This is a genomic window from Heliomicrobium modesticaldum Ice1 (genome assembly GCF_000019165.1).
Taxonomy (GTDB): domain Bacteria; phylum Bacillota; class Desulfitobacteriia; order Heliobacteriales; family Heliobacteriaceae; genus Heliomicrobium; species Heliomicrobium modesticaldum.
In genome coordinates this window covers 102,343-120,436 of the sequence record NC_010337.2, presented here as the reverse complement: position 1 = coordinate 120,436, position 18,094 = coordinate 102,343, and the positions used below count along the sequence as shown (strand labels likewise).

Annotated in this window: 18 protein-coding genes, 3 tRNA genes, 1 pseudogene and 1 riboswitch; of the genes and pseudogenes, 19 read left to right on the top strand and 3 right to left on the bottom strand. The window is 46.5% G+C overall.

The annotated features are described in order from the left end of the window. Positions 1-34 precede the first annotated feature (34 nt). Positions 35-123: riboswitch (cyclic di-GMP riboswitch) on the top strand. A 458-nt stretch (positions 124-581) separates the two neighbouring features. The 18 genes from HM1_RS00615 to HM1_RS00540 all read left to right on the top strand — a co-directional run bounded on the left by HM1_RS00615 (position 582) and on the right by HM1_RS00540 (position 14,555). After that, positions 582-998 carry a sigma factor-like helix-turn-helix DNA-binding protein gene (locus HM1_RS00615; RefSeq protein WP_012281304.1) on the top strand — a complete coding sequence of 139 codons (417 nt, stop codon included), beginning with the start codon at positions 582-584 and terminating at the stop codon, positions 996-998. A gap of 573 nt (positions 999-1,571) precedes the next feature. Continuing rightward, positions 1,572-1,961: a recombinase family protein gene (locus HM1_RS00610; RefSeq protein ID WP_012281303.1), complete on the top strand. Its 390-nt coding sequence runs from the start codon at positions 1,572-1,574 to the stop codon at positions 1,959-1,961. A gap of 13 nt (positions 1,962-1,974) precedes the next feature. Further along, positions 1,975-2,136, top strand: coding sequence for a hypothetical protein (locus HM1_RS15640; RefSeq protein WP_012281302.1), 162 nt, complete (start codon positions 1,975-1,977; stop codon positions 2,134-2,136). 72 nt (positions 2,137-2,208) lie between these two features. Beyond that, positions 2,209-3,819 (top strand): recombinase family protein, encoded by a 1,611-nt coding sequence (locus HM1_RS00605; RefSeq protein WP_012281301.1) that lies wholly within the window; start codon positions 2,209-2,211, stop codon positions 3,817-3,819. A gap of 1 nt (position 3,820) precedes the next feature. After that, positions 3,821-4,699 (top strand): recombinase family protein, encoded by an 879-nt coding sequence (locus HM1_RS00600; protein ID WP_012281300.1) that lies wholly within the window; start codon positions 3,821-3,823, stop codon positions 4,697-4,699. Next, positions 4,693-6,342, top strand: coding sequence for a recombinase family protein (locus tag HM1_RS00595; RefSeq protein ID WP_012281299.1), 1,650 nt, complete (start codon positions 4,693-4,695; stop codon positions 6,340-6,342). Before HM1_RS00600 ends, HM1_RS00595 begins: the two co-directional genes overlap by 7 nt. A gap of 92 nt (positions 6,343-6,434) precedes the next feature. Further along, positions 6,435-7,148, top strand: a complete 714-nt coding sequence (locus HM1_RS14235; protein WP_049753987.1) for a DUF4314 domain-containing protein — start codon at positions 6,435-6,437, stop codon at positions 7,146-7,148. 78 nt (positions 7,149-7,226) lie between these two features. Further along, on the top strand, positions 7,227-7,592 hold the full coding sequence (locus HM1_RS00580; RefSeq protein ID WP_012281297.1) for a sigma factor: 366 nt from the start codon (positions 7,227-7,229) through the stop codon (positions 7,590-7,592). Between the two features lie 74 nt (positions 7,593-7,666). Further along, positions 7,667-7,858 carry a helix-turn-helix domain-containing protein gene (locus HM1_RS00575; RefSeq protein WP_041313015.1) on the top strand — a complete coding sequence of 64 codons (192 nt, stop codon included), beginning with the start codon at positions 7,667-7,669 and terminating at the stop codon, positions 7,856-7,858. Positions 7,859-8,138: 280 nt separating this feature from the next. Then, positions 8,139-10,058 (top strand): Qat anti-phage system ATPase QatA, encoded by a 1,920-nt coding sequence (gene qatA / locus HM1_RS00570; RefSeq protein WP_012281296.1) that lies wholly within the window; start codon positions 8,139-8,141, stop codon positions 10,056-10,058. Positions 10,059-10,078: 20 nt separating this feature from the next. Further along, a complete protein-coding gene (locus HM1_RS15440; RefSeq protein WP_148207039.1) occupies positions 10,079-10,435 on the top strand; it encodes a hypothetical protein in 357 nt (118 codons plus the stop codon). Positions 10,436-10,442: 7 nt separating this feature from the next. Continuing rightward, entirely contained in the window at positions 10,443-10,886 is a 444-nt protein-coding gene (gene qatB / locus HM1_RS00565) for a Qat anti-phage system associated protein QatB (protein WP_335324180.1), read from the top strand. Continuing rightward, positions 10,887-12,248 carry a Qat anti-phage system QueC-like protein QatC gene (gene qatC / locus HM1_RS15435; protein ID WP_012281294.1) on the top strand — a complete coding sequence of 454 codons (1,362 nt, stop codon included), beginning with the start codon at positions 10,887-10,889 and terminating at the stop codon, positions 12,246-12,248. Beyond that, complete coding sequence (gene qatD, locus HM1_RS00560) at positions 12,245-12,988, top strand: Qat anti-phage system TatD family nuclease QatD (protein ID WP_012281293.1); 744 nt, start codon at positions 12,245-12,247, stop codon at positions 12,986-12,988. Before qatC ends, qatD begins: the two co-directional genes overlap by 4 nt. Before the next feature lie 202 nt (positions 12,989-13,190). Beyond that, positions 13,191-13,266, top strand: a tRNA-Thr gene (locus tag HM1_RS00555). A gap of 241 nt (positions 13,267-13,507) precedes the next feature. Then, entirely contained in the window at positions 13,508-14,071 is a 564-nt protein-coding gene (rbr, locus tag HM1_RS00550) for a rubrerythrin (RefSeq protein WP_012281292.1), read from the top strand. A gap of 321 nt (positions 14,072-14,392) precedes the next feature. Further along, positions 14,393-14,479, top strand: a tRNA-Leu gene (locus HM1_RS00545). 1 nt (position 14,480) lies between these two features. Next, a tRNA-Gly gene (locus tag HM1_RS00540) sits at positions 14,481-14,555 on the top strand. Between the two features lie 186 nt (positions 14,556-14,741). On the opposite strand, the pseudogene HM1_RS14230 reads toward HM1_RS00540, so the two are convergent. The 3 genes and pseudogenes from HM1_RS14230 to HM1_RS00520 all read right to left on the bottom strand — a co-directional run bounded on the left by HM1_RS14230 (position 14,742) and on the right by HM1_RS00520 (position 16,738). Then, positions 14,742-15,968: pseudogene (locus tag HM1_RS14230) on the bottom strand (ISL3 family transposase). An 87-nt stretch (positions 15,969-16,055) separates the two neighbouring features. After that, positions 16,056-16,247 carry a hypothetical protein gene (locus HM1_RS00525; RefSeq protein WP_012281291.1) on the bottom strand — a complete coding sequence of 64 codons (192 nt, stop codon included), beginning with the start codon at positions 16,245-16,247 and terminating at the stop codon, positions 16,056-16,058. Between the two features lie 101 nt (positions 16,248-16,348). Continuing rightward, positions 16,349-16,738: a DUF1540 domain-containing protein gene (locus tag HM1_RS00520; RefSeq protein ID WP_012281290.1), complete on the bottom strand. Its 390-nt coding sequence runs from the start codon at positions 16,736-16,738 to the stop codon at positions 16,349-16,351. Positions 16,739-16,865: 127 nt separating this feature from the next. Here HM1_RS00520 and HM1_RS00515 point away from each other — a divergent pair, with 127 nt between their 5' ends. Further along, positions 16,866-18,068, top strand: coding sequence for an ABC transporter substrate-binding protein (locus HM1_RS00515; RefSeq protein ID WP_012281289.1), 1,203 nt, complete (start codon positions 16,866-16,868; stop codon positions 18,066-18,068). Positions 18,069-18,094 lie beyond the last annotated feature (26 nt).

The window sequence follows — 18,094 nt, the reverse complement described above, 5'->3', positions numbered from 1 at the left end:
AGCTGGAACTTCTTCGTTAACATCAACATAATATCCGTGACAAGGGCAAACCTGCCTAAAGGCCGGGACGCAAAGCCATAGGGTCTAAGGTGCTTAAAGCGCTATGACAGCCTGGTTGCCGCAAAGACTGTGTAATAAAACCTGCCCTTTTTAGCGGCGGGTTTTTTGTTTGCCAAGGCGGATAATTTTCGGCAAAATACGACACCCATGTGAATCTTGGCACTGTTAAAAGCATCGGGAGGGCTGACACATGAAAAAATCTATTGAGAGGTTGGAGTAGCTGAATTTGCGTGCTATCAAGGCATCTGCAGCGCAAGAATTATTTCTCTCGGTTGGAATATGCACCTTCCAGCCTTATGGCTTTATGCGCGTTCATTAGATTTTTCATTTGGCAGTCCAGCTCATATTGACCGGAAAACCGCAGTTTGCAGCTCGCAGATTGCGGTTTTCTTTTTGACAAAAATCTTATGTTTTCGACTGAAAACAACAAATAGACGCCTTGCCCAATCGGCAAGGTGCCGCTCCCCTCCGCTTGTTCTTCATTTTCCGGATTAAAAAATCTCGAAATGGAGGACAAGCTCATGGAAGAACAGGAGAGCAAGTATACATTGCTGATTAACAAAAAGCGCGTCGCCGTGGGCAGAGAGGTATATAAGGCCTACTACCGGCAGAAGGAGCGCGAAGCGTATCTGGACAAGCTCGCCGGCAAGCACAACATATCCTTTGAGGAATGCGAGGAAAAAGGCATTCAGGTGGATTACCTGTTATCCCGCGCGGAAGAATCCATAGAGGACAGCGTCATCAAAAAGGAAATGCTTAAAAAGCTGGCGCTGTGCCTGGAAACGCTTTCCGAGCAGGAACGGCTGCTGATTTACGCGCTGTTTTTCCAGGGGAAAAGCGAGCGCCAATTGTCGGCGGAAACAGGAACGCCTCAAAGAACTATCAACGATAGAAAGCGCAGGATTCTCCTGAAGCTGAAAAAACTTTTGGAAAAATAAAAAATAAATCCGCTCAACCCCCTCATTTTTTCCTTAAAGAAGTGAGGGGGTTTTTTTATTCCCCCATTGCTCTTTGAAAAAAGCCGGCTTTAGCCGTCCATATCCAGCGGCTCAAATACGTTAGCCGTTCAGCCGGAAACGGAAAGCGACATTGGCAGGCACGCGAAGACTGCCTGCGGATCAGTCAAGGCGATCCGTAAAAACGATGGCATCAAAGGCGACGAGCGAGAAATGCCCGGCCATAAAACAGTCTGTGGTGGACTGTATCGCGTTGACCTGAACGGCCTATAATGATACTCCTGCATAGTCGAGGTTAGGTCCCAGAGTGCGGCCCGGAGGCTCTCGGGGAGGTGGAATTCCTGTGATATCCGCTGACCACGGATAGTTTGCGCCGCTGCCATTCGTGCTTGGGGAGCAGTGTCGAATTAAGCGCATCGTCTGAAGCCGTTTATTCAGACATGAAATGAAGAACAAGCGAAAACGCTTTGATCTTAGAAACTATGCTGCGGGACGGCCACGCCCCGCAGCATCCTTGTAGGATCAAACCACTAATGTACAGGAGGCATGAAAAATATGGATGAAAAGAAACGAGCATGGCTTTACTGCCGCATCGACGCTCCGGAGGACGAGCATGGCCGCCTCAAAGGGCAGCAGAAAGAACTCGCGGACTACGCCGGGCAGATGGGGTTTGAAGTGGTCGGAGTCTCCCAGGACACCGGCAGCGGCCTGAATTTTGCCAGAAGCGGCCTTGCCGAGGTAATCGAGGCCGCGGCTGAAGGCAAGCTGGATGTGCTGCTTATTGTAAATCTCTCCCGCCTGGGCAGGGATACCGTAAAAACAATGGATTTCATCCGGGGACTGGACCAGCTTGGAATCGGACTCTATTCCCCGCTGGAGGGTGAAATCAAGCTGACGCGGCTTGAGGAAATGTATGGCGGCCTTGCCGCCATGAGAATGGAATAAGGAGGAAGCTGGTATGAACGAATCTGCCGAAAGAATCAGCGCCAACGCCGACTATATCGGAATTCTCAATGCTTTGAACTGGCTGGTTTCCACCGGTAAGATCACCGCCGAGGACGGCAGAAAAACCGCCTTGCGTATTGCCGAACAATTGGGAGCCTCCATCTTCATTGTTTAGCGCTATTGGGTATAGCTATGACGCCGGTTGTGTGGTAGTGTATGTTGTTGACAAGAAAGGAGGCGAAAAGCCGTGAAAACAAGCCAAAATACTGTTGGCGGAGCACTGGCGGGAGAACTTCAGCCGGAAGCTCCCAGGGTTATTGTAATCAATCCGGCCGTTCAGGCCCAAAAAGACAAGCTGCGCATCGCGGCATACGCCCGTGTCAGCAGCGACTCCGACGACCAGCTGAACTCCTTCGCGGCGCAGGTGAGCCATTACACCACGCTGATCCGGGAAAACGAGAATTGGGAACTCGTCGACATTTATGCCGACGAGGGCGTCACAGGACTGCGGATGGATAAGCGGGAGGATTTTCAGCGCCTTCTCCGCGACTGCCGCAAGGGGAAAATCGACCGAATCCTGACCAAATCCATCTCGCGGTTTTCCCGGAACACAAGGGAGTGCTTGGAAACCATCCGGGAACTCAAATCCCTTGGCGTGACCATTTATTTTGAAAAGGAACACATCGATACCGGAGAAATCAGCAACGAGATGCTGCTGACCTTTTTCTCCGGCAACGCCCAGCAGGAGTCCATGTCCATATCGGGAAACATGCGGTGGAGCTATCAGCACCGCATGAAAAACGGCAAATTCATTACCTGCAAAGCGCCCCTCGGATACCGGCTGCAGAGCGGAACCCTGCAAATCCATGAGCAGGAAGCTGAAATCGTTCGCTATGTTTTCAACAGCTATCTGAACGGAAAAAGCAAGGACGAAATCGCAGCCGAACTGACTGCGCAGGGCGTCCCCACAAGGGACGGAAAAGACAGGTGGCACTACAGCACGATAGACTATCTCCTGAAAAATGAACGGTATGCAGGCGACGCCCTGCTGCAAAAACGGTACACCACCGCCGTCCTGCCGTTCCAGAAAAAGCGCAACAAAGGCGAGAAGGACAAATACTATGTCAAATACTCGCATCCCGCAATTATCTCCCGCGATATTTTCGAAAGGGCGCAGGAGTTGAACCAAAGCAGGAATATCCCTACCATGTCGAAACGCTCGATGTATCCGCTGAGCAAAAGGATTCGATGCGGAGAGTGCGGGTCGCTTTTCAAAAGGAAAACCTGCAACGGAAAAACCTACTGGGTATGCCGCAACCACAACAAAGGCAAATCTAACTGCACCGTAACCCAAATTCCGGAGCCGGAGATCTACGGAGCATTCCTCCGGCTGTACCACAAGCTAAAGCTGAACTATGATAAAATTTTATCCCCCATGTTGGACCAACTGCAGGCGCTCAAGCGACACCGAAACTTAAGCAATCTGCAGGTGGTCGAGCTGAACCGGCAGATCGCGGAACTCACTGAGCGGAATCATGTGCTGAACGGACTGAAGTCCAAAGGCATCATCGATTCCGCTCTTTTTATATCCCAAACCGACGAGCTGAGCAGAAAAATCCGCGCCTTAAAAGCAGAGAAAAACAAGCTGATGGAAAAGGATGAGGACGACAGCGCCATCACCGAAACCAGGAGCCTGATCGAAATCCTGGAGGACGGACCGGAGCGTCTGAGCGGTTTTGACGAAACGCTCTTTGACAGCATAGTGGAGCTGGTTACCGCCGAGTCCGGCGAACGGCTGAAATTCAAGCTGATAAACGGTCTGGAGCTTGCCGAACCCATAGAAAGGACGGTGCGGTAGCATGAAAAACCGATACATCCCATTCGGATACCGGCTTTCTGAAGGAGTCATCGTACCTCATGACAGGGAAGCGGAAATGGTGCGGCTGATCTTCCGGCAATACATATCCGGCGAGTCCTACGGCCGGATCGCCGCCATGCTGGAAAAAGCGGGGCAGCCCTATAGCGAAGGCTCCTCCCGCTGGAACAAGAATATGGTGGGACGCATCCTGCAAAACCGGAAATATACCGGACAGGACGGATATCCCAAACTGGTCACGGAGGACGAGTTCAGACAGTCCGCCCTGCTCCAGCAGGCAAAATATACCCGCAAGGATATACATACGGCTCCGGAGATTACAGCCCTGAAAAGGAAAGTATTTTGCAGAGAATGCGGAAGCCCCTATGAAAGGATTCTGGACAACCGGACCGGGGAGAAATGGAAATGCAAAAATACCGGGTGCCGCCGCACGGCAAAAATCACCGACACCCTGCTGACCGGGCAGATCATCTCCCTGCTGAACCTTGCCGTTGAAAATCCGCAGCGCATCGAAATCCCGGACATTGTAAGCCGATGCCATGACCTCGAAATCACAAGGCTGACCAACGAGATCAACCGGGAACTGGACAAGACGGACTGCGACGAGGAATACGCCAGAATCCTGATCATGGCCCGCGCCGCCGCCCAATACGAGAGCTGCCCGGACGGTCTCCTGCCGCAAAAGGCGCGGGAAATCAAAGCGGCCTTTGAAAGCCGTAAACTCCTAACACAGTTTGATGCGGAGCTGTTCGAATGCGCCGTGGACGCGGTCGTCGTCCAGCCGGACGGAACGGTCTCCCTGAAGTTAAAAAACGGACAGAGCCTTGAAAACAGGCCGGAAAGGAGAGCAATGCCATGCTGACGGCACAAAGCGATTTACAACCGCAAGAAAAGCAAATTATCATCATCCCCGCCAATCCACTCGTAGCCCAAAACAGGACCTTCCCCCGGCAGCTTCGCGCCGCCGCATACTGCAGGGTCTCCACCGACCAGGAGGAACAGCTCACCAGCTACGAGGCGCAGGTGGCTTACTATACCGACAAGATCATGAGCAACCCCGAATGGACGCTGGCAGGCATATTCGCAGACGAAGGCATCACGGGGACGTCGGTAAAAAAGCGCACCAACTTTCTGAGAATGATCCGTCTGTGCAGGAAGGGCAAGATTGATATCATACTGACCAAGTCTATCAGCCGGTTTGCGAGAAACACGGTAGACTGCCTGAACTACATCCGGGAACTCAAGGAGCTGGGGATAGCGGTCATTTTTGAAAACGAAAACATCAACACCATGAAAGCGGACACCGAAATTATTATCACCATGCTGGCAGGCTTCGCCCAGGCGCAGAGCGAGTCAATCAGCCAGAACGTCCGCTGGGGCAAACGCCAGGCCTTTAAAAGCGGAAAGGTATCCTTCCAGTATTCAAGAATCTACGGATACGAACGGGGCGAGAATGATAAGCCCAGGGTGGTCCCCGAACAGGCGGCTGTAGTGCGGCGGATATTTCAAAGCTATCTTGCCGGAAGCAGCGTGCCTGATATCAAGCGGATGCTGGAAGCGGAAGGCATCGCTGCGGCTGGAGGAAAGCCCCAATGGTCCGTCGGCGCCCTGCAGTATATGCTCCGGAACGAGAAATACTGCGGCGACGCCCTCCTGCAAAAGACCTTCGTGGAAAACTGCATCAGCAAGAAAACAAGGAAAAATAACGGCGAGCTACCCAAATACCTGGTTCAAAACCACCATGAGGCGATCATCGACCGTACGCTTTTTGAGAAAGTGCAAGCGGAAATCGCCCGCCGTGCCGGAAAGCGGAAGGTATCCGACAAGACCAGCAAAACCGGACAATCCAAATACAGCGGAAGGTACGCCCTGACCGAGCTTCTTATCTGCGGCAACTGCGGTACTCCCTACAAGCGGGTGACCTGGTCAAAGCGGGGCAAGAAAAAGATCGTGTGGCGGTGCATCAGCCGGTTGGACTACGGCACGAAATACTGCAAAAGCTCCCCCACCGTTGATGAAGAAAGGCTTCAGGCAGCGGTGCTGAAAGCCATCAACGCCATGATGAGCAATCGGGAACGGCTCATCGGTATCCTTAAAACCAATCTGAAAATCACGCTTTCTGAAAAAAGCAGCGGCGCGACCAATCCATACGCAATCGAAAACCGCATCCGCGAGCTGCAGGACAGCATGATGGAGCTGGTGGCGGTCGCGGCAAAGGCGGGAAACGCCGAAAGCTACGAGGACAAGTTCAGAGAAATTTCGGAGGAAATCAAATCCCTGCAGAAAACACTGGAGCAATACCAGGCGGAGCAAAACGGTCCGGATAAACTCGCCAGGCAGATGGACGACATCTGCAAGGCGCTGGAAGACGCCCCCTTTGAAATAACGGAATACAGCAACAACATCGTGCGGCAATTTATCGACACCATCAAGGTGGTGAATGAAGATAAGCTGCTCTTTATTTTCAAAGGCGGCATTACGATGGAACAACCGCTCACGATATAGGATATCCCGATGTATAGCAAATAATAAAACCATTTAGCGGAGCAAAGCAGCTCCGCTATTTATATAGAACCTTGAAAAACGGAGGTATCAGCATGAATATGGACCACAGACGCATACAACGAATCAAAGACCAATACCCTCCCGGTACCCGCATCGAACTTGTTTCCATGAGCGGCGAAGCAGATATGCCCCGCGGGTTACAGGGTACGGTGGATTGTGTGGATGATATCGGCCAGCTCCAAATGACTTGGGATAATGGCAGAAGTCTTGCCCTAGTTCCCGGCGAGGACAGCTTCCGTGTGATCACGCAGCCGGATCAAGGCATAAAAATGAAATATGAGCTGTGTGCCGCCGACAAAAATGAGGCGGCTCTTTTCTTTTCAAGCAACAGCGATGACGATATACAGCGCGGATGCATCGGGCATTTCCGATGTGACTTTGGGCATAAGGGTAAAGAGTTCTGGCATACATGGTTTGACCATCTTGCAGAGCTTATAACTCCGGCATTCAAAGAAGACTTCCAGACAGTAATAGATGAACTCCGCAGATGCGGCCCGCTTGAAAATTTGAATGCGATGGCAAAGTGGTGCCATGACCATGAGGACGCCAGATTCACAGACCAATACTGCAGCAATTCCTATGGCTTCAAGCTGGAAACCGAAGCCTACAGCTATTACATCCGCTGTTTTCCCCAGCAGGGCAATTATAACGCCTACATCTACTGCTACGACCGCCAGCAGATCGCAGAGAGCATGAAACAAACAGAACAGGAGCAAGGAGGAATGCAGCTTGAACAAGGAATGTAAAATTGAAATGCATAATATACGCTTTCCTGTTGGTTTAAGCTGGGCAGCTTGCAATGCGTATCTGGAGGTACAACAGCCTTGGAGCAGTTGTTTGAACACAATTATCCACTCCTCCGAAGTTATGTTTTTTACATCAGCTGTCGGTCATTTTTGACAAAGGAAGATAAGGAGGATGTCATTCAAAACGCAGCACTGAAGTCCATACAGTACATTGCCTCATATAACAGCAACTACCGGTTCTGGGCATGGCTAAAGGAGATTGCGTATCATGAATTTTGCCGTGTAATCAAAAATATTAAGCGCTATTCTTGCGAAATATTAGTTGACGATTTTGAACAGAAACAATATACAAACCGCGACGAATTTGCTGAATGGGAAAGTAATCAGATTGTAAGCTTTTTATTAAGTATAGTTGCCAAAGGCAAAAGACAAATCATTTTTTGATATATTCATTGTATTATTCGCGTTATCGATATATAATTATAATATGTAATATTTTCCTGTGAAGGATTGTTGTTATGGACTATATGACCGCAAGAGAAGCATCTGAAAAATGGGGCATCACGCAGCGTAGAGCGCAAGTTTTATGCGCTCAAGGAAAGATCCCTGGCGCTGTTCGATTTGGGAACAATTGGGCAATTCCGAAGGATGCTGTGAAACCGAAGGATGGTAGATGTAAGAAACATGCTAAACCGAAAGAGTTGTTCTGAACAACAGAAAGAATTCGAGCAAGTTCGTATAATGCGAATAATGGGAAGTTCGGGATGCTTGCAGTTATAGCAATAAGGGTTCATACGCTTTGTGCTGAAGGGCAAATCGAAGGGGCTTCCCGTTTCGGCATTGCATTTGCAATTCATAACATACTGAAAACCGAAAAATGCACAGATTAAGAGCGTCAAATATGTTATGAAAACAAAGTATGGCGGGTTATTGTAACTTTTGTATGGGTATATGAATCGGGTAATAAATGAATTGGGAGGGTAATATCATATGATCTTATCTGATAATGAAACCTGTATTGATATGATAAATAGTAAGCCTATTGCAAAGTCAATAGTGAAACTTATAGTTGATAACAAGGATGAACCGATCACTATAGGAGTCCACGGTGATTGGGGTGCTGGAAAATCTAGCGTTTTGGAAATGATTAAAGAAGAATTGGCCTCCCAAGAATCAATTGCATGTATAAAGTTTAATGGATGGAAATATCAAGGGTTTGAAGACGCTAAAATAGCTTTAATGGAAAGCGTTGTAACTACATTGATAGAAGAGCGCTCATTAAAGGAAAAAGCTAAAGATATAATAGAAAAAATTAAGAAGAATATTGATTGGTTGAAAGTTGCGAAAGGTGCCGGTAGCATAGCGGTCACAGCTCTAACTGGTGTTCCTCCTGTGACATTAATCACTGATGCTATAACTGCGCTAAAAGACGGTGTTAAAGATCCTGAAAAAGTTTCTGGCATCATTGAAAAGTTAGGAAAGTTCTCTAATGATTCCAAACTGTTTTCTAAAGAATCAACATCTATTGCTTTCCAAGAGTTTCAAAAATCATTTGATGATTTAATGAAAAAAGCAGGTATCAGTAAACTGGTAGTTTTAATAGATGATCTTGACCGGTGCTTACCCGAAGTTGCAATTGAGACACTTGAGGCTGTTCGTCTATTTATGTTCTCTAAATCCACGGCATTTGTTATTGCTGCTGATGAGGCAATGATAGAGTATGCAGTAAAAAAGCATTTCCCCGATTTACCCGAAAACGAGATATCAAAAGAGTTTTCTAGAAGATATCTTGAAAAACTTGTGCAAGTTCCATTTAAAATTCCTGCACTTGGTGAAGTTGAGGCCAAGACATATATAACATTGTTAATGATAAGTTCTTCTTTAGACGCAGCAGATAGCGAAAGTATAACACGCTTAATAGGACATGCACTAGAAAAGATAAAGAGGCCATGGATTGGAGAAGGTATAACAGTATCAGAAATCCAGAGCATATTAGGGGACGACAAGTATCAATCAGTAGCAGAACAGATTAGAATTTCGAATCAAATATCAAGTATTCTTTCAAAACGTTCATCAGGTAATCCAAGGCAGATTAAAAGGTTTATAAATACACTCCTGCTCAGGTATGATATAGCTCACGCTCGAGGATATGGTGAAGATATCAAATTATCTTGCTTAGCAAAATTGATGCTTCTGGAACGTTTTATTCCGAATATCTATGAGAGTATTGCTTCTAATCTCTCACCAGATGGTACTAGTCCTTTTATAGCATATTTAGAAAGCAAGAAGGAGTCTGGACAAGAAATACCTGAAGACAAAAAAACTGAAGGGCTTGATGCTAAAGCTCCAAACATATCTGCTATTGAAAGCCAACTCAAGGAGTGGGAAAATAATGAAGAATTATTGGAATGGTTAAAGATTGAGCCTCTTATTGGGGAAGAGGATCTTCGCCCCTATTATTTTGCAAGTAAAGAACGCAAAGACTTCTTCCTTACACAAGTACAATCAGAACAAATACGCGAATTGGTTCAAAAATTGATGGGAAGCAGAATGTTGATCGCGTCGTTAACAAAAGAAATTAGTGCACTGAGTCAATCGAATGCAGAAATGATATTTGATCTCATTTGTAGTAAAGTGCAGGAAAATACTGACTATTCCAATATTCCACAAGGTATTGATGGGATTAGGGCACTAGTTGAGCTTCATCCAAAATTGCAACAAAAACTTATTGAATTCATAAAGACGTTCCCAGTAGCTACAGTTGGAGCGTGGATTTGTTCTGGTTGGGAAAAGAGTATTACAGATGATAATTATAAGAGGCAGCTTAGTGAATATATACAAGAGATAGCGAAAAACGGGAATACAACCGTAAAAATGATAGCTCAAGCTGTCCAAAAGAAATATAAATAATTTGTAACGGAGGTATTGGTATGGGCACATCCAATAGCAACTCTGGACAAAAAGGTAATACTCCTTTAGTTCCCTCATGGGTAGATGATGGGCCCGGTGATAATCCTGGAGATGACAAGCCGCTTCCTCCACCCGGTGATAGGGATCGTTTTAGATATCCGAGAAAAGAATTTACAGACTACATAAAATCATCAGGCAGAAATAGTGGCAGCCTTCATCGAGCAGCCTCTAACTATGTTCGGCATTCTTTAGGAGGTGCGTCCAACGCTTCTCAAAGACTTGGTGCTGCAAAAAGTAGTAGTACCAGATTAATAAGTGTTTTAGGAAGCATTTCGGCTAACGGTCTAAAATGCAACTTTAGAGCGGCATGGTTTTAAAAACCTAATAGGAAAGCCGATCGATCAGATTTTTCTGGGTCTTGTTGATTACATTTGCCCTGATGGTGGACGGACTGATGAAGGAATAGCAAGGAATGCATTTATTGATTTGTTACCATTAATCAAAGAGATGGGTATTGAAGAAAATAGCGGAATAAATGAAACGCAGCTTCGAGCAATAATGGAAGTTTATTTTTCCAATGTTATCATGCAGAGGTTAATTAACGATATAGGGAAAAATACTTTTCGTCTGCCTGATGATATTGATGAAATTAATTTTATTGAGAGTCAATTAAGCGAGTTTATAAAAGGAACCGTTAGTGATGCTATTACGGGACTTGGTATTGATTTTCAAGAAATAAGCGATGAACGTGCGAGAGAAGTTGTTGATGGAGTTTATTTGACGGCCTATACGATTTTGGAAAATCTTGCTGAGGAGGGTGAAGAGTAAATGAGAAGGTATACATTCTATGGCTTTTATAATTACGATGAATCACTTTTTAAAGATTATTCAAAATCTGGCAGAGAAATAATTTGTGTTCCTTTTCTCGATAAGACGACTTATTTAAGATATGGGATTCAAAAAACTTTTAAGTATTTACTTAAGTTAAATGTTGTTCCATCGGAGTTGGGCTTTGACATCTTAACATTAGCTACATTAGTATACTTAGCCGATACACGTGTATCACGTGATATTGACTCTCAGGACTCATGGACAAGAGAGTTTTCTTTAGTTGTGCCTGTATCAAATCCTGATGTCTGGATACCCACAAAAGATCATTTTGAAAAAATGTTAAGGTTCCTTACTGGGGATATATGGGATATAAATTATTGTAGTAGGAATTTTAATGTTAACGAAATAACCCCGAAGGTCAAAATAATATCGTTATATGATTATGATACCGTTTCGCTATTTTCTGGCGGAATGGATAGTTTGATATTTGCGATTAACTCTTTGGAAGAGAAGAAAACTCCTTTATTTATTAGCCATGCAGGTGATGGATATACTAAAAATTATCAGAAAGAAATAATAAATACTTTGAGTAATAACTATGCGGATATTTCGTTTTCTCAACTAAATTTATGGATGTCTTTTAATAAACATATTGTAAGTCAAAGCTGTAAAGAAAACACTACCAGAAGCAGATCGTTTTTATATATATCTTTAGCGTTATTTGCATTATCCGGACTTCCAAAAGTAGATATATTGGATGTACCAGAAAATGGTCTTATTGCAATAAATGTCCCCTTGGATGATTTAAGAGTTGGATCTCATAGTACAAGAACAACACATCCGTATTACTTCAAACTATGGAATGAGATTTTAGGCATAGTTAACCTTGGAAAATCCATAAGAAATCCATATTGGAATAAGACAAAAGGTGAAATGGCACGTGATTGTCTAAATAAGGAATTATTACTTGATTTACTGCCTATATCAATGTCGTGTTCGGCTCCAACAAAATATAGATATCGTGGTAGCACTCATATGCATTGTGGGCATTGTGTGCCATGTATAATTCGGAGAGCAGCTATAAACTTTGCGTTTGGTCAGGAAAACGATAAAACACAATATTACATTGAAGATTTAGATATACTCAAACAATTGCATAATACCGAAACAGGGGCGCAGCTGCGATCTTTTGAGGTTGCAATACAAAAGCTTACTAAGAAGCCATCTATATCAGAATTTTTAATACATAAATCTGGGCCGTTAGATCATGAACCTGAATATTTGCATGAATTGTGCGATGTGTATACGAGAGGACTTTTTGAAGTTGCGTCTCTACTAAACCTTAACAAAAAGGATTGAATGCTTTGCGATACATAGACTCTCATTGTCATCTGGATTTGTTCGATAATATGAATAAATTCTTAGATGACACAAAAAACTATAAAAATTCTATAATAACAATGACGACTACGCCCCGAGCATATCAAAAAAATCGGGAGCTATGTAGCAGATACTCTCATGTATTTGTGGCGCTTGGCCTTCATCCTCAATTAATTGCAGAAAGAGAAAAGGAATTAGATATACTCTTTAAATACATTGAGGAGGCAAAATTTATTGGCGAGATTGGGATTGATCAAGGACCACGCTATTATAAAACAATAGATGCTCAAATAAGGATATTTAATGATATAATTGATAAATGTGATTGGTATGGAAATAAAATTATATCAATCCATAGTTTGCGTTCCGCAGATATCATTTTAGAAATACTCAGAAGTAATGTACGTAATAAAAGCAATAAATTTATTATGCATTGGTTCACGGGGGACATTAAGACATTACAGGATGCCATTAAGCTCGGTTGCTTTTTTTCGATAAACAGTCAAATGATTAATTCTGATCGAGGTAAAAAAATTGTTTCTATACTCCCAAAAGAAAAAATTCTTGTGGAATCAGATGCACCATTTGTAATAAAGTTTGAATCTGGCAAAGAGCATAACCAATATATGAATGAAACTGTTAGACTGATAAACGAGATACGGAAAGAAGATATCTCTCAACAAATTAGTTTAAATGGAATAGAACTTTTGTCCCAATAGTTATTCAAAAAATGGTTAGTCAGGATAACCTGAACTGCCGCAATTGATGAAAAAGTAAGGCTGTGCGCAGCAAATACGGCGAGTTTGAAATTAATGGGCATAGGACCATGAGAGCATCTTTAAGCCAATATTCAAGTTCCGGTTATCCATACTATGAGTAGTAATTACGGCATCTTTTTTTACCTAACAATACATCTTATTTGCCGGCGTAGCTCAACTGGTAGAGCAACTGACTTGTAATCAGTAGGTTGCGGGTTCAAGTCCTGTCGCCGGCTCCATAAGTATGATCAAACCCCCATTGTAGCGGGGGTTTTTTGTTTGTGTTGCTTTTTTTAACATCCTGCCCCGTTTTTTACCTATGGTGCTTACGAGGCCGAGAAAAAGGCAACGACTGCCATTGAACAGCATTGTGGAAGCGATTTTCAAGAAATAGCTTTTTAGGCAATCTTTTGACAAGTCGCTTAGATTCCTTTACAATAAACTTGTACTAAAAATATCAAATGATAAGGAGGATGAAAGATGTCTCCCACAAGAACCATTACCAACGTGCCCGGATTAAAAGGGACGGAGACGGAGAAGAACCTGTTGGCTGCTTTTGCCGGAGAATGCCAAGCCCGTACGAAGTATGATTTCTTTGCTGCCATCGCCGCGAGAGAAGGTTATCAACAGATCTCCGGTTTCTTCTCTGAAACTGCCGAAAACGAGAAAGAGCATGCGAAACGATTCTATATGGCCTTAAGCGCCCTTGGGGCGACGACGGATCACCTGGAGCAGTCCGCCGCAGGCGAAAACCGTGAGTGGGCCGATCTGTATCAGCGCTTTGCCGAGACGGCCCGTCAGGAAGGTTTCAGTGACATCGCCGATCTCTTCGAGGAGATCGCTGAAGTGGAGGAGCGTCACGAAAAGCGTTTCCTCGCTTTGCTGGATAACATCAAAAACGGACGGGTGTTCAAACGGGATACCGTAGTCGAGTGGAAGTGCCGGAACTGCGGGTACATACATAAAGGAACAGAAGCGCCGGAAGTCTGCCCTGCCTGCCAACACCCCCAAGCATTTTACGAAATTCACATCCCCAATTACTGATATCGACCGAGCAGTCCCCCTGACAGTCATATAGGAAGCCGGCGCGCCCATTGAAAGGCTGCGCCGGCTTCCGCCTATGCCTCGACCGTCGCCTTGGGTTTGACATTCTTTGCTGTTAGCGATATAAGCTTTGCCTGTTACAGTTTTGACTGGGAGACAGGGGAAGCAAAATATCCCGGTTGACGCTTAGGTGAGAACGTGATATCATAAATTCCCGCCATCGGACAGGTGGCCTTGATCTTGAGGGGCCGAAAAAATGTAGGTGAGCAGATAATTTAGACTGGATTTCAACGCTATCTTCTATTATAATATTAATAAATCGCGGTCGTGGCGGAATTGGCAGACGCGCTAGATTCAGGTTCTAGTGGTCGCAAGGCTGTGGAGGTTCAAGTCCTCTCGACCGCACCATGCGGAAGTAGCTCAGCGGTAGAGCATCGCCTTGCCAAGGCGAGGGTCGCGAGTTCGAATCTCGTCTTCCGCTCCATTTGTTTTCATTGTGTTCAAGGTATTAGACAAAGAAGAACGATCCCAGTGAGCAGGTGCTGGAAAGGACAGTGGCATCCTTTCCGAACGGTTCGATTCCGACCACTGGCTTAACCACCGTGAGGTGGTTATTTTTTTTGGTTCTTCGCTGTTTTGTGTGGGTGAACATTTGTTTGCTGAAATTGTATCAAGTGTTCGCCGGTGCTACGGAAATATCGAGCCCACCCGCAACCAGGTATATAATGGAGATGAAGTTGCGTACTGAGCGGTACCCGCGCGCTTTACGCTTGGCTGCTTGAATCAAGCTATTGATTCCTTCTTGTAATCCGTTTGTGATGTTAGAGACAAACCGGCGCAGGATGCCCTTCTCATTGCGTTTCATGGTCTTTGCGACTTCTTTCATAGGCGCTAGCCGACTATGGGTGGCCCAGAAGTATCATTTCTTAAAGAACATCGGTGCGTCCATAGGATCTTTTTCGTACATTTCTTGGAAGGTAAGTCGAAGCTGATATGCCTTGGCGGTCTTTGAGTTACGTTGGGTCAGCACATCTTCCATGATCGCTTTTTGCTTCATCGTTAAATTCTTTTTGTTTTTAAGCCAAATATAACGAGTTCCTTTTAATTCCGGCATTGTCTTTTGCTCTTCCCGTCGAACTTGGTCCACCGCTTCGTTGATTAGCTTGATCACATGGAACTTGTCAAAGGTTATCGTTGCTTCTGGAAGATGTCGTTCTACACCTGAAATAAAGGCCGGGGACATGTCCATGCAAACATCAGTAATATTCTCGGCACTACCCCCGTGGGATTGAAAATCTTCTTTAAACTTCGGAAGAACATCAGCGCCTTTTCCCTCTGTTGCGAATATCACTCGCCGGGTGTCGGCATCAATAACCATCGAGATGTACTTATGCCCTTTCGCCCGAGCCGTCTCGTCGATGCTAATTTTCTCGACGGTCGACAGGTTTTCTTTTCGGCGAGCTTTATGAACATAGTGGTGGAGGATTCGCCACAGTAGCGAGTCATGTTCGTGAACAATTCGCGCGACTGATTTAACAGGCATTTCTTTCATGAGTGTCATCACATAGGCCTCAAAGAGCAGGGTGAATCCACTGCCCGGCCGACTCCACGGCACCGTTACCTGACGGACTGCCCCGCATCGGTCGCATTTCGTTCGAGGAACAGATGCATGGATAAAGGTCTTGTGCTGAAAGAAGTTCAGGTGTCTCCAAGATCTCTCCTTTGTATCGTGGGCTTTGCAGCCAGCTTCAGCACAAGCCGGGCAAGCAAATGAGCTTCCGGGTACGAAGTCGATCGTAATATGAAGTTCTTGTGCCTCGGCGTTAAACCGGGCTTCAGAGACAAACCATGGTGGGGTTAAGCCGAGGGCTAATTGGAATAAATCTTTGTTGTTCATAGCTCCATTTTATCATTTCTGTAATTGCCAACCCACACAAAATAGCGAGGAACCTTTTTTTTTTGCGATCAGGAAAAAAAACTGCCTCTATTCGAGGTTGGGGTTTTCTCGCACCCATACCCGTTCCAGGCATTCCTCCAATGCGCGGGTCATTTCCTCTGTATGGACCTGGCTGACAAAGGTCCGATCCGAGGGGTCGGCGTAACACCAGGAAGCCATGGCGCAGTCTTCGCACCGGCCTTCGGGGTGGGGGCGGGGAAAAGGGATGATGATGGCCATCGCGCACCTCCCCAAAACGGTTAGGGTTCATAAAAGCTTATTGCCAGCGCGATGAAAATATGCAAGCCGCCGGTTCCCACGGCGGCTTGAAGATACATGACTTACCGGTTCGATCCCCGTTGGACAAAGGTGTGGCAATCTGTCTCAGCGTCGGTGTTGGCGCCATTGCCGGTCACATAAATCCCTGTAGCGTTACAACGGTTCCCGGCGTCCCAGAAGTTGCAGTTCTGAACGGTGCAGGTGATCGTCGGTACAGCTTGTTTGCCTGATTTGAAGGCTTCCGTCAGCACACCGCTCCAGTTTGTATTGTCTAGAGAGGCGACCATCGTCCCCAGTCCGCGCTTGCTGAAGGTCTTACATTTCGTTCCTTTTGAGTCCTTTGGCATATCGCCCTGCTCATTTAAAATGTCGATGTTGGCGGCGCCGCAGATCTTGCCTGGCAACCAATGGTTGCAGGTCGACACCTCACAGACCACATCCGGTCTTTCCATGGAACCACCTCCTAGCAGTAATATGGGTGAAAGCGCCTGAGACTATGTATTAGCCAAGATTCTCGTAGCATTGCGAGTAAGAATCTGCTAACATAGTGCATGATATCTTAAAGAGGAGGAAACACACATGGCTTCCCAACACAAAAGATGGGCGCTCCCCCTGGCCCTGCTCGTCAGCGTCGGTATGCTGGCCTCCAGCGTACTGACAGGCTGCTCGTCCGGGAAAGGGGCTCAAAATACGCCTGAAGCGAAGGAGATCATCATCGGCGGCAACTATGAACTCTCGGGCGGCAACGCCACCTACGGAACGGCAGCTGTCAACGGCATCAAGCTTTACATCGACGACTTGAACGAAAAGGGCGGACTGCTCGGTAAGAAGGTCAAGTTCGTCTCCCTTGACAACAAGTCGGAAGCTGGCGAAGCCAGCAACGTCGCTGCCCGGCTGATCAATCAGGAGAAGGTTGTCGCCATCCTCGGCGGCGCCGCCTCCAGTTCCACTGTCGGTTTTGTCAAGCTGGCCAATGACAAAAAGATCCCCGTCATCTCCTCCTCGGCTGTCGCTCAAGAGGTGACTGTCGACGAAACAGGCAAGACGCGCGACTACGTCTTCCGCGCCTGCTTCACCGCCCCCTTCCAGGGCGAGGTGATGGCCCAATACGCCCTCGATTCGCTGAAACTGAAGAAGGCCGCCATCCTGGTGGACAACCAGTCGCCTTACAGCAAGGGATCCGGCAAAGCCTTTAAGGACTACTTTGTCAAGAACGGCGGTCAGGTTGTCGCCGAGGAAGGCTACGTCACCGGCGACAAGGATTTCCGTTCCGTTCTCACTCGGATCAAGGGCCGTGACGCCGAACTGATCTATGTCCCCGGTTATTATGAGGAAGCCGGCTTCATCGTCAAGCAGGCTAGCGAACTGGTCATGACCCTGCCGATCCTCGGCGGCGACGGCTGGGATTCACCGACCCTCGCCAAGATCGCCGGCGCCGAGAACCTGAACAACACCTTCTTCAGCACTCACTACTCGGAAGAGGAAAAATCCGCTCGCGTGCAAGACTTCATCGCCGCCTACAAGGCCAAATATGGCGAGAACCCGGAAGCCTTGGGCGCATTGGGCTATGACGCTGCGGCGATCCTCGTCGACGCCATCAAGCGCGCCAACTCTACCGATCCGGAGAAGGTTCGCGAAGCGCTGAGCGCCACGAAGGACCTGCAGGCCGTCACCGGCACGATCAGTTTTGACGCGCAGCATAACCCAGTCAAATCAGCCGTCGTCGTGGAAGTGAAAAACGGCAAGTTCACCTTCAAGGACAAGATCACGCCGAAGAGCTAACAGCAGGAAGGCAAGTGAAGACGCTG

Excerpts from the sequence above, each read along its gene's own strand:
- qatA (WP_012281296.1), top strand. The coding sequence starts at position 8,139 with ATGATCTTATCTGATAATGAAACCTGTATTGATATGATAAATAGTAAG.
- HM1_RS15640 (WP_012281302.1), top strand. The coding sequence starts at position 1,975 with ATGAACGAATCTGCCGAAAGAATCAGCGCCAACGCCGACTATATCGGA.
- qatC (WP_012281294.1), top strand. The coding sequence starts at position 10,887 with ATGAGAAGGTATACATTCTATGGCTTTTATAATTACGATGAATCACTT.
- HM1_RS00600 (WP_012281300.1), top strand. The coding sequence starts at position 3,821 with ATGAAAAACCGATACATCCCATTCGGATACCGGCTTTCTGAAGGAGTC.
- HM1_RS00615 (WP_012281304.1), top strand. The coding sequence starts at position 582 with ATGGAAGAACAGGAGAGCAAGTATACATTGCTGATTAACAAAAAGCGC.
- HM1_RS00520 (WP_012281290.1), bottom strand. The coding sequence starts at position 16,738 with ATGGAAAGACCGGATGTGGTCTGTGAGGTGTCGACCTGCAACCATTGG.
- HM1_RS15440 (WP_148207039.1), top strand. The coding sequence starts at position 10,079 with ATGGGCACATCCAATAGCAACTCTGGACAAAAAGGTAATACTCCTTTA.
- HM1_RS00515 (WP_012281289.1), top strand. The coding sequence starts at position 16,866 with ATGGCTTCCCAACACAAAAGATGGGCGCTCCCCCTGGCCCTGCTCGTC.
- HM1_RS00595 (WP_012281299.1), top strand. The coding sequence starts at position 4,693 with ATGCTGACGGCACAAAGCGATTTACAACCGCAAGAAAAGCAAATTATC.
- HM1_RS14235 (WP_049753987.1), top strand. The coding sequence starts at position 6,435 with ATGAATATGGACCACAGACGCATACAACGAATCAAAGACCAATACCCT.
- HM1_RS00610 (WP_012281303.1), top strand. The coding sequence starts at position 1,572 with ATGGATGAAAAGAAACGAGCATGGCTTTACTGCCGCATCGACGCTCCG.
- rbr (WP_012281292.1), top strand. The coding sequence starts at position 13,508 with ATGTCTCCCACAAGAACCATTACCAACGTGCCCGGATTAAAAGGGACG.
- HM1_RS00525 (WP_012281291.1), bottom strand. The coding sequence starts at position 16,247 with ATGGCCATCATCATCCCTTTTCCCCGCCCCCACCCCGAAGGCCGGTGC.
- HM1_RS00575 (WP_041313015.1), top strand. The coding sequence starts at position 7,667 with ATGGACTATATGACCGCAAGAGAAGCATCTGAAAAATGGGGCATCACG.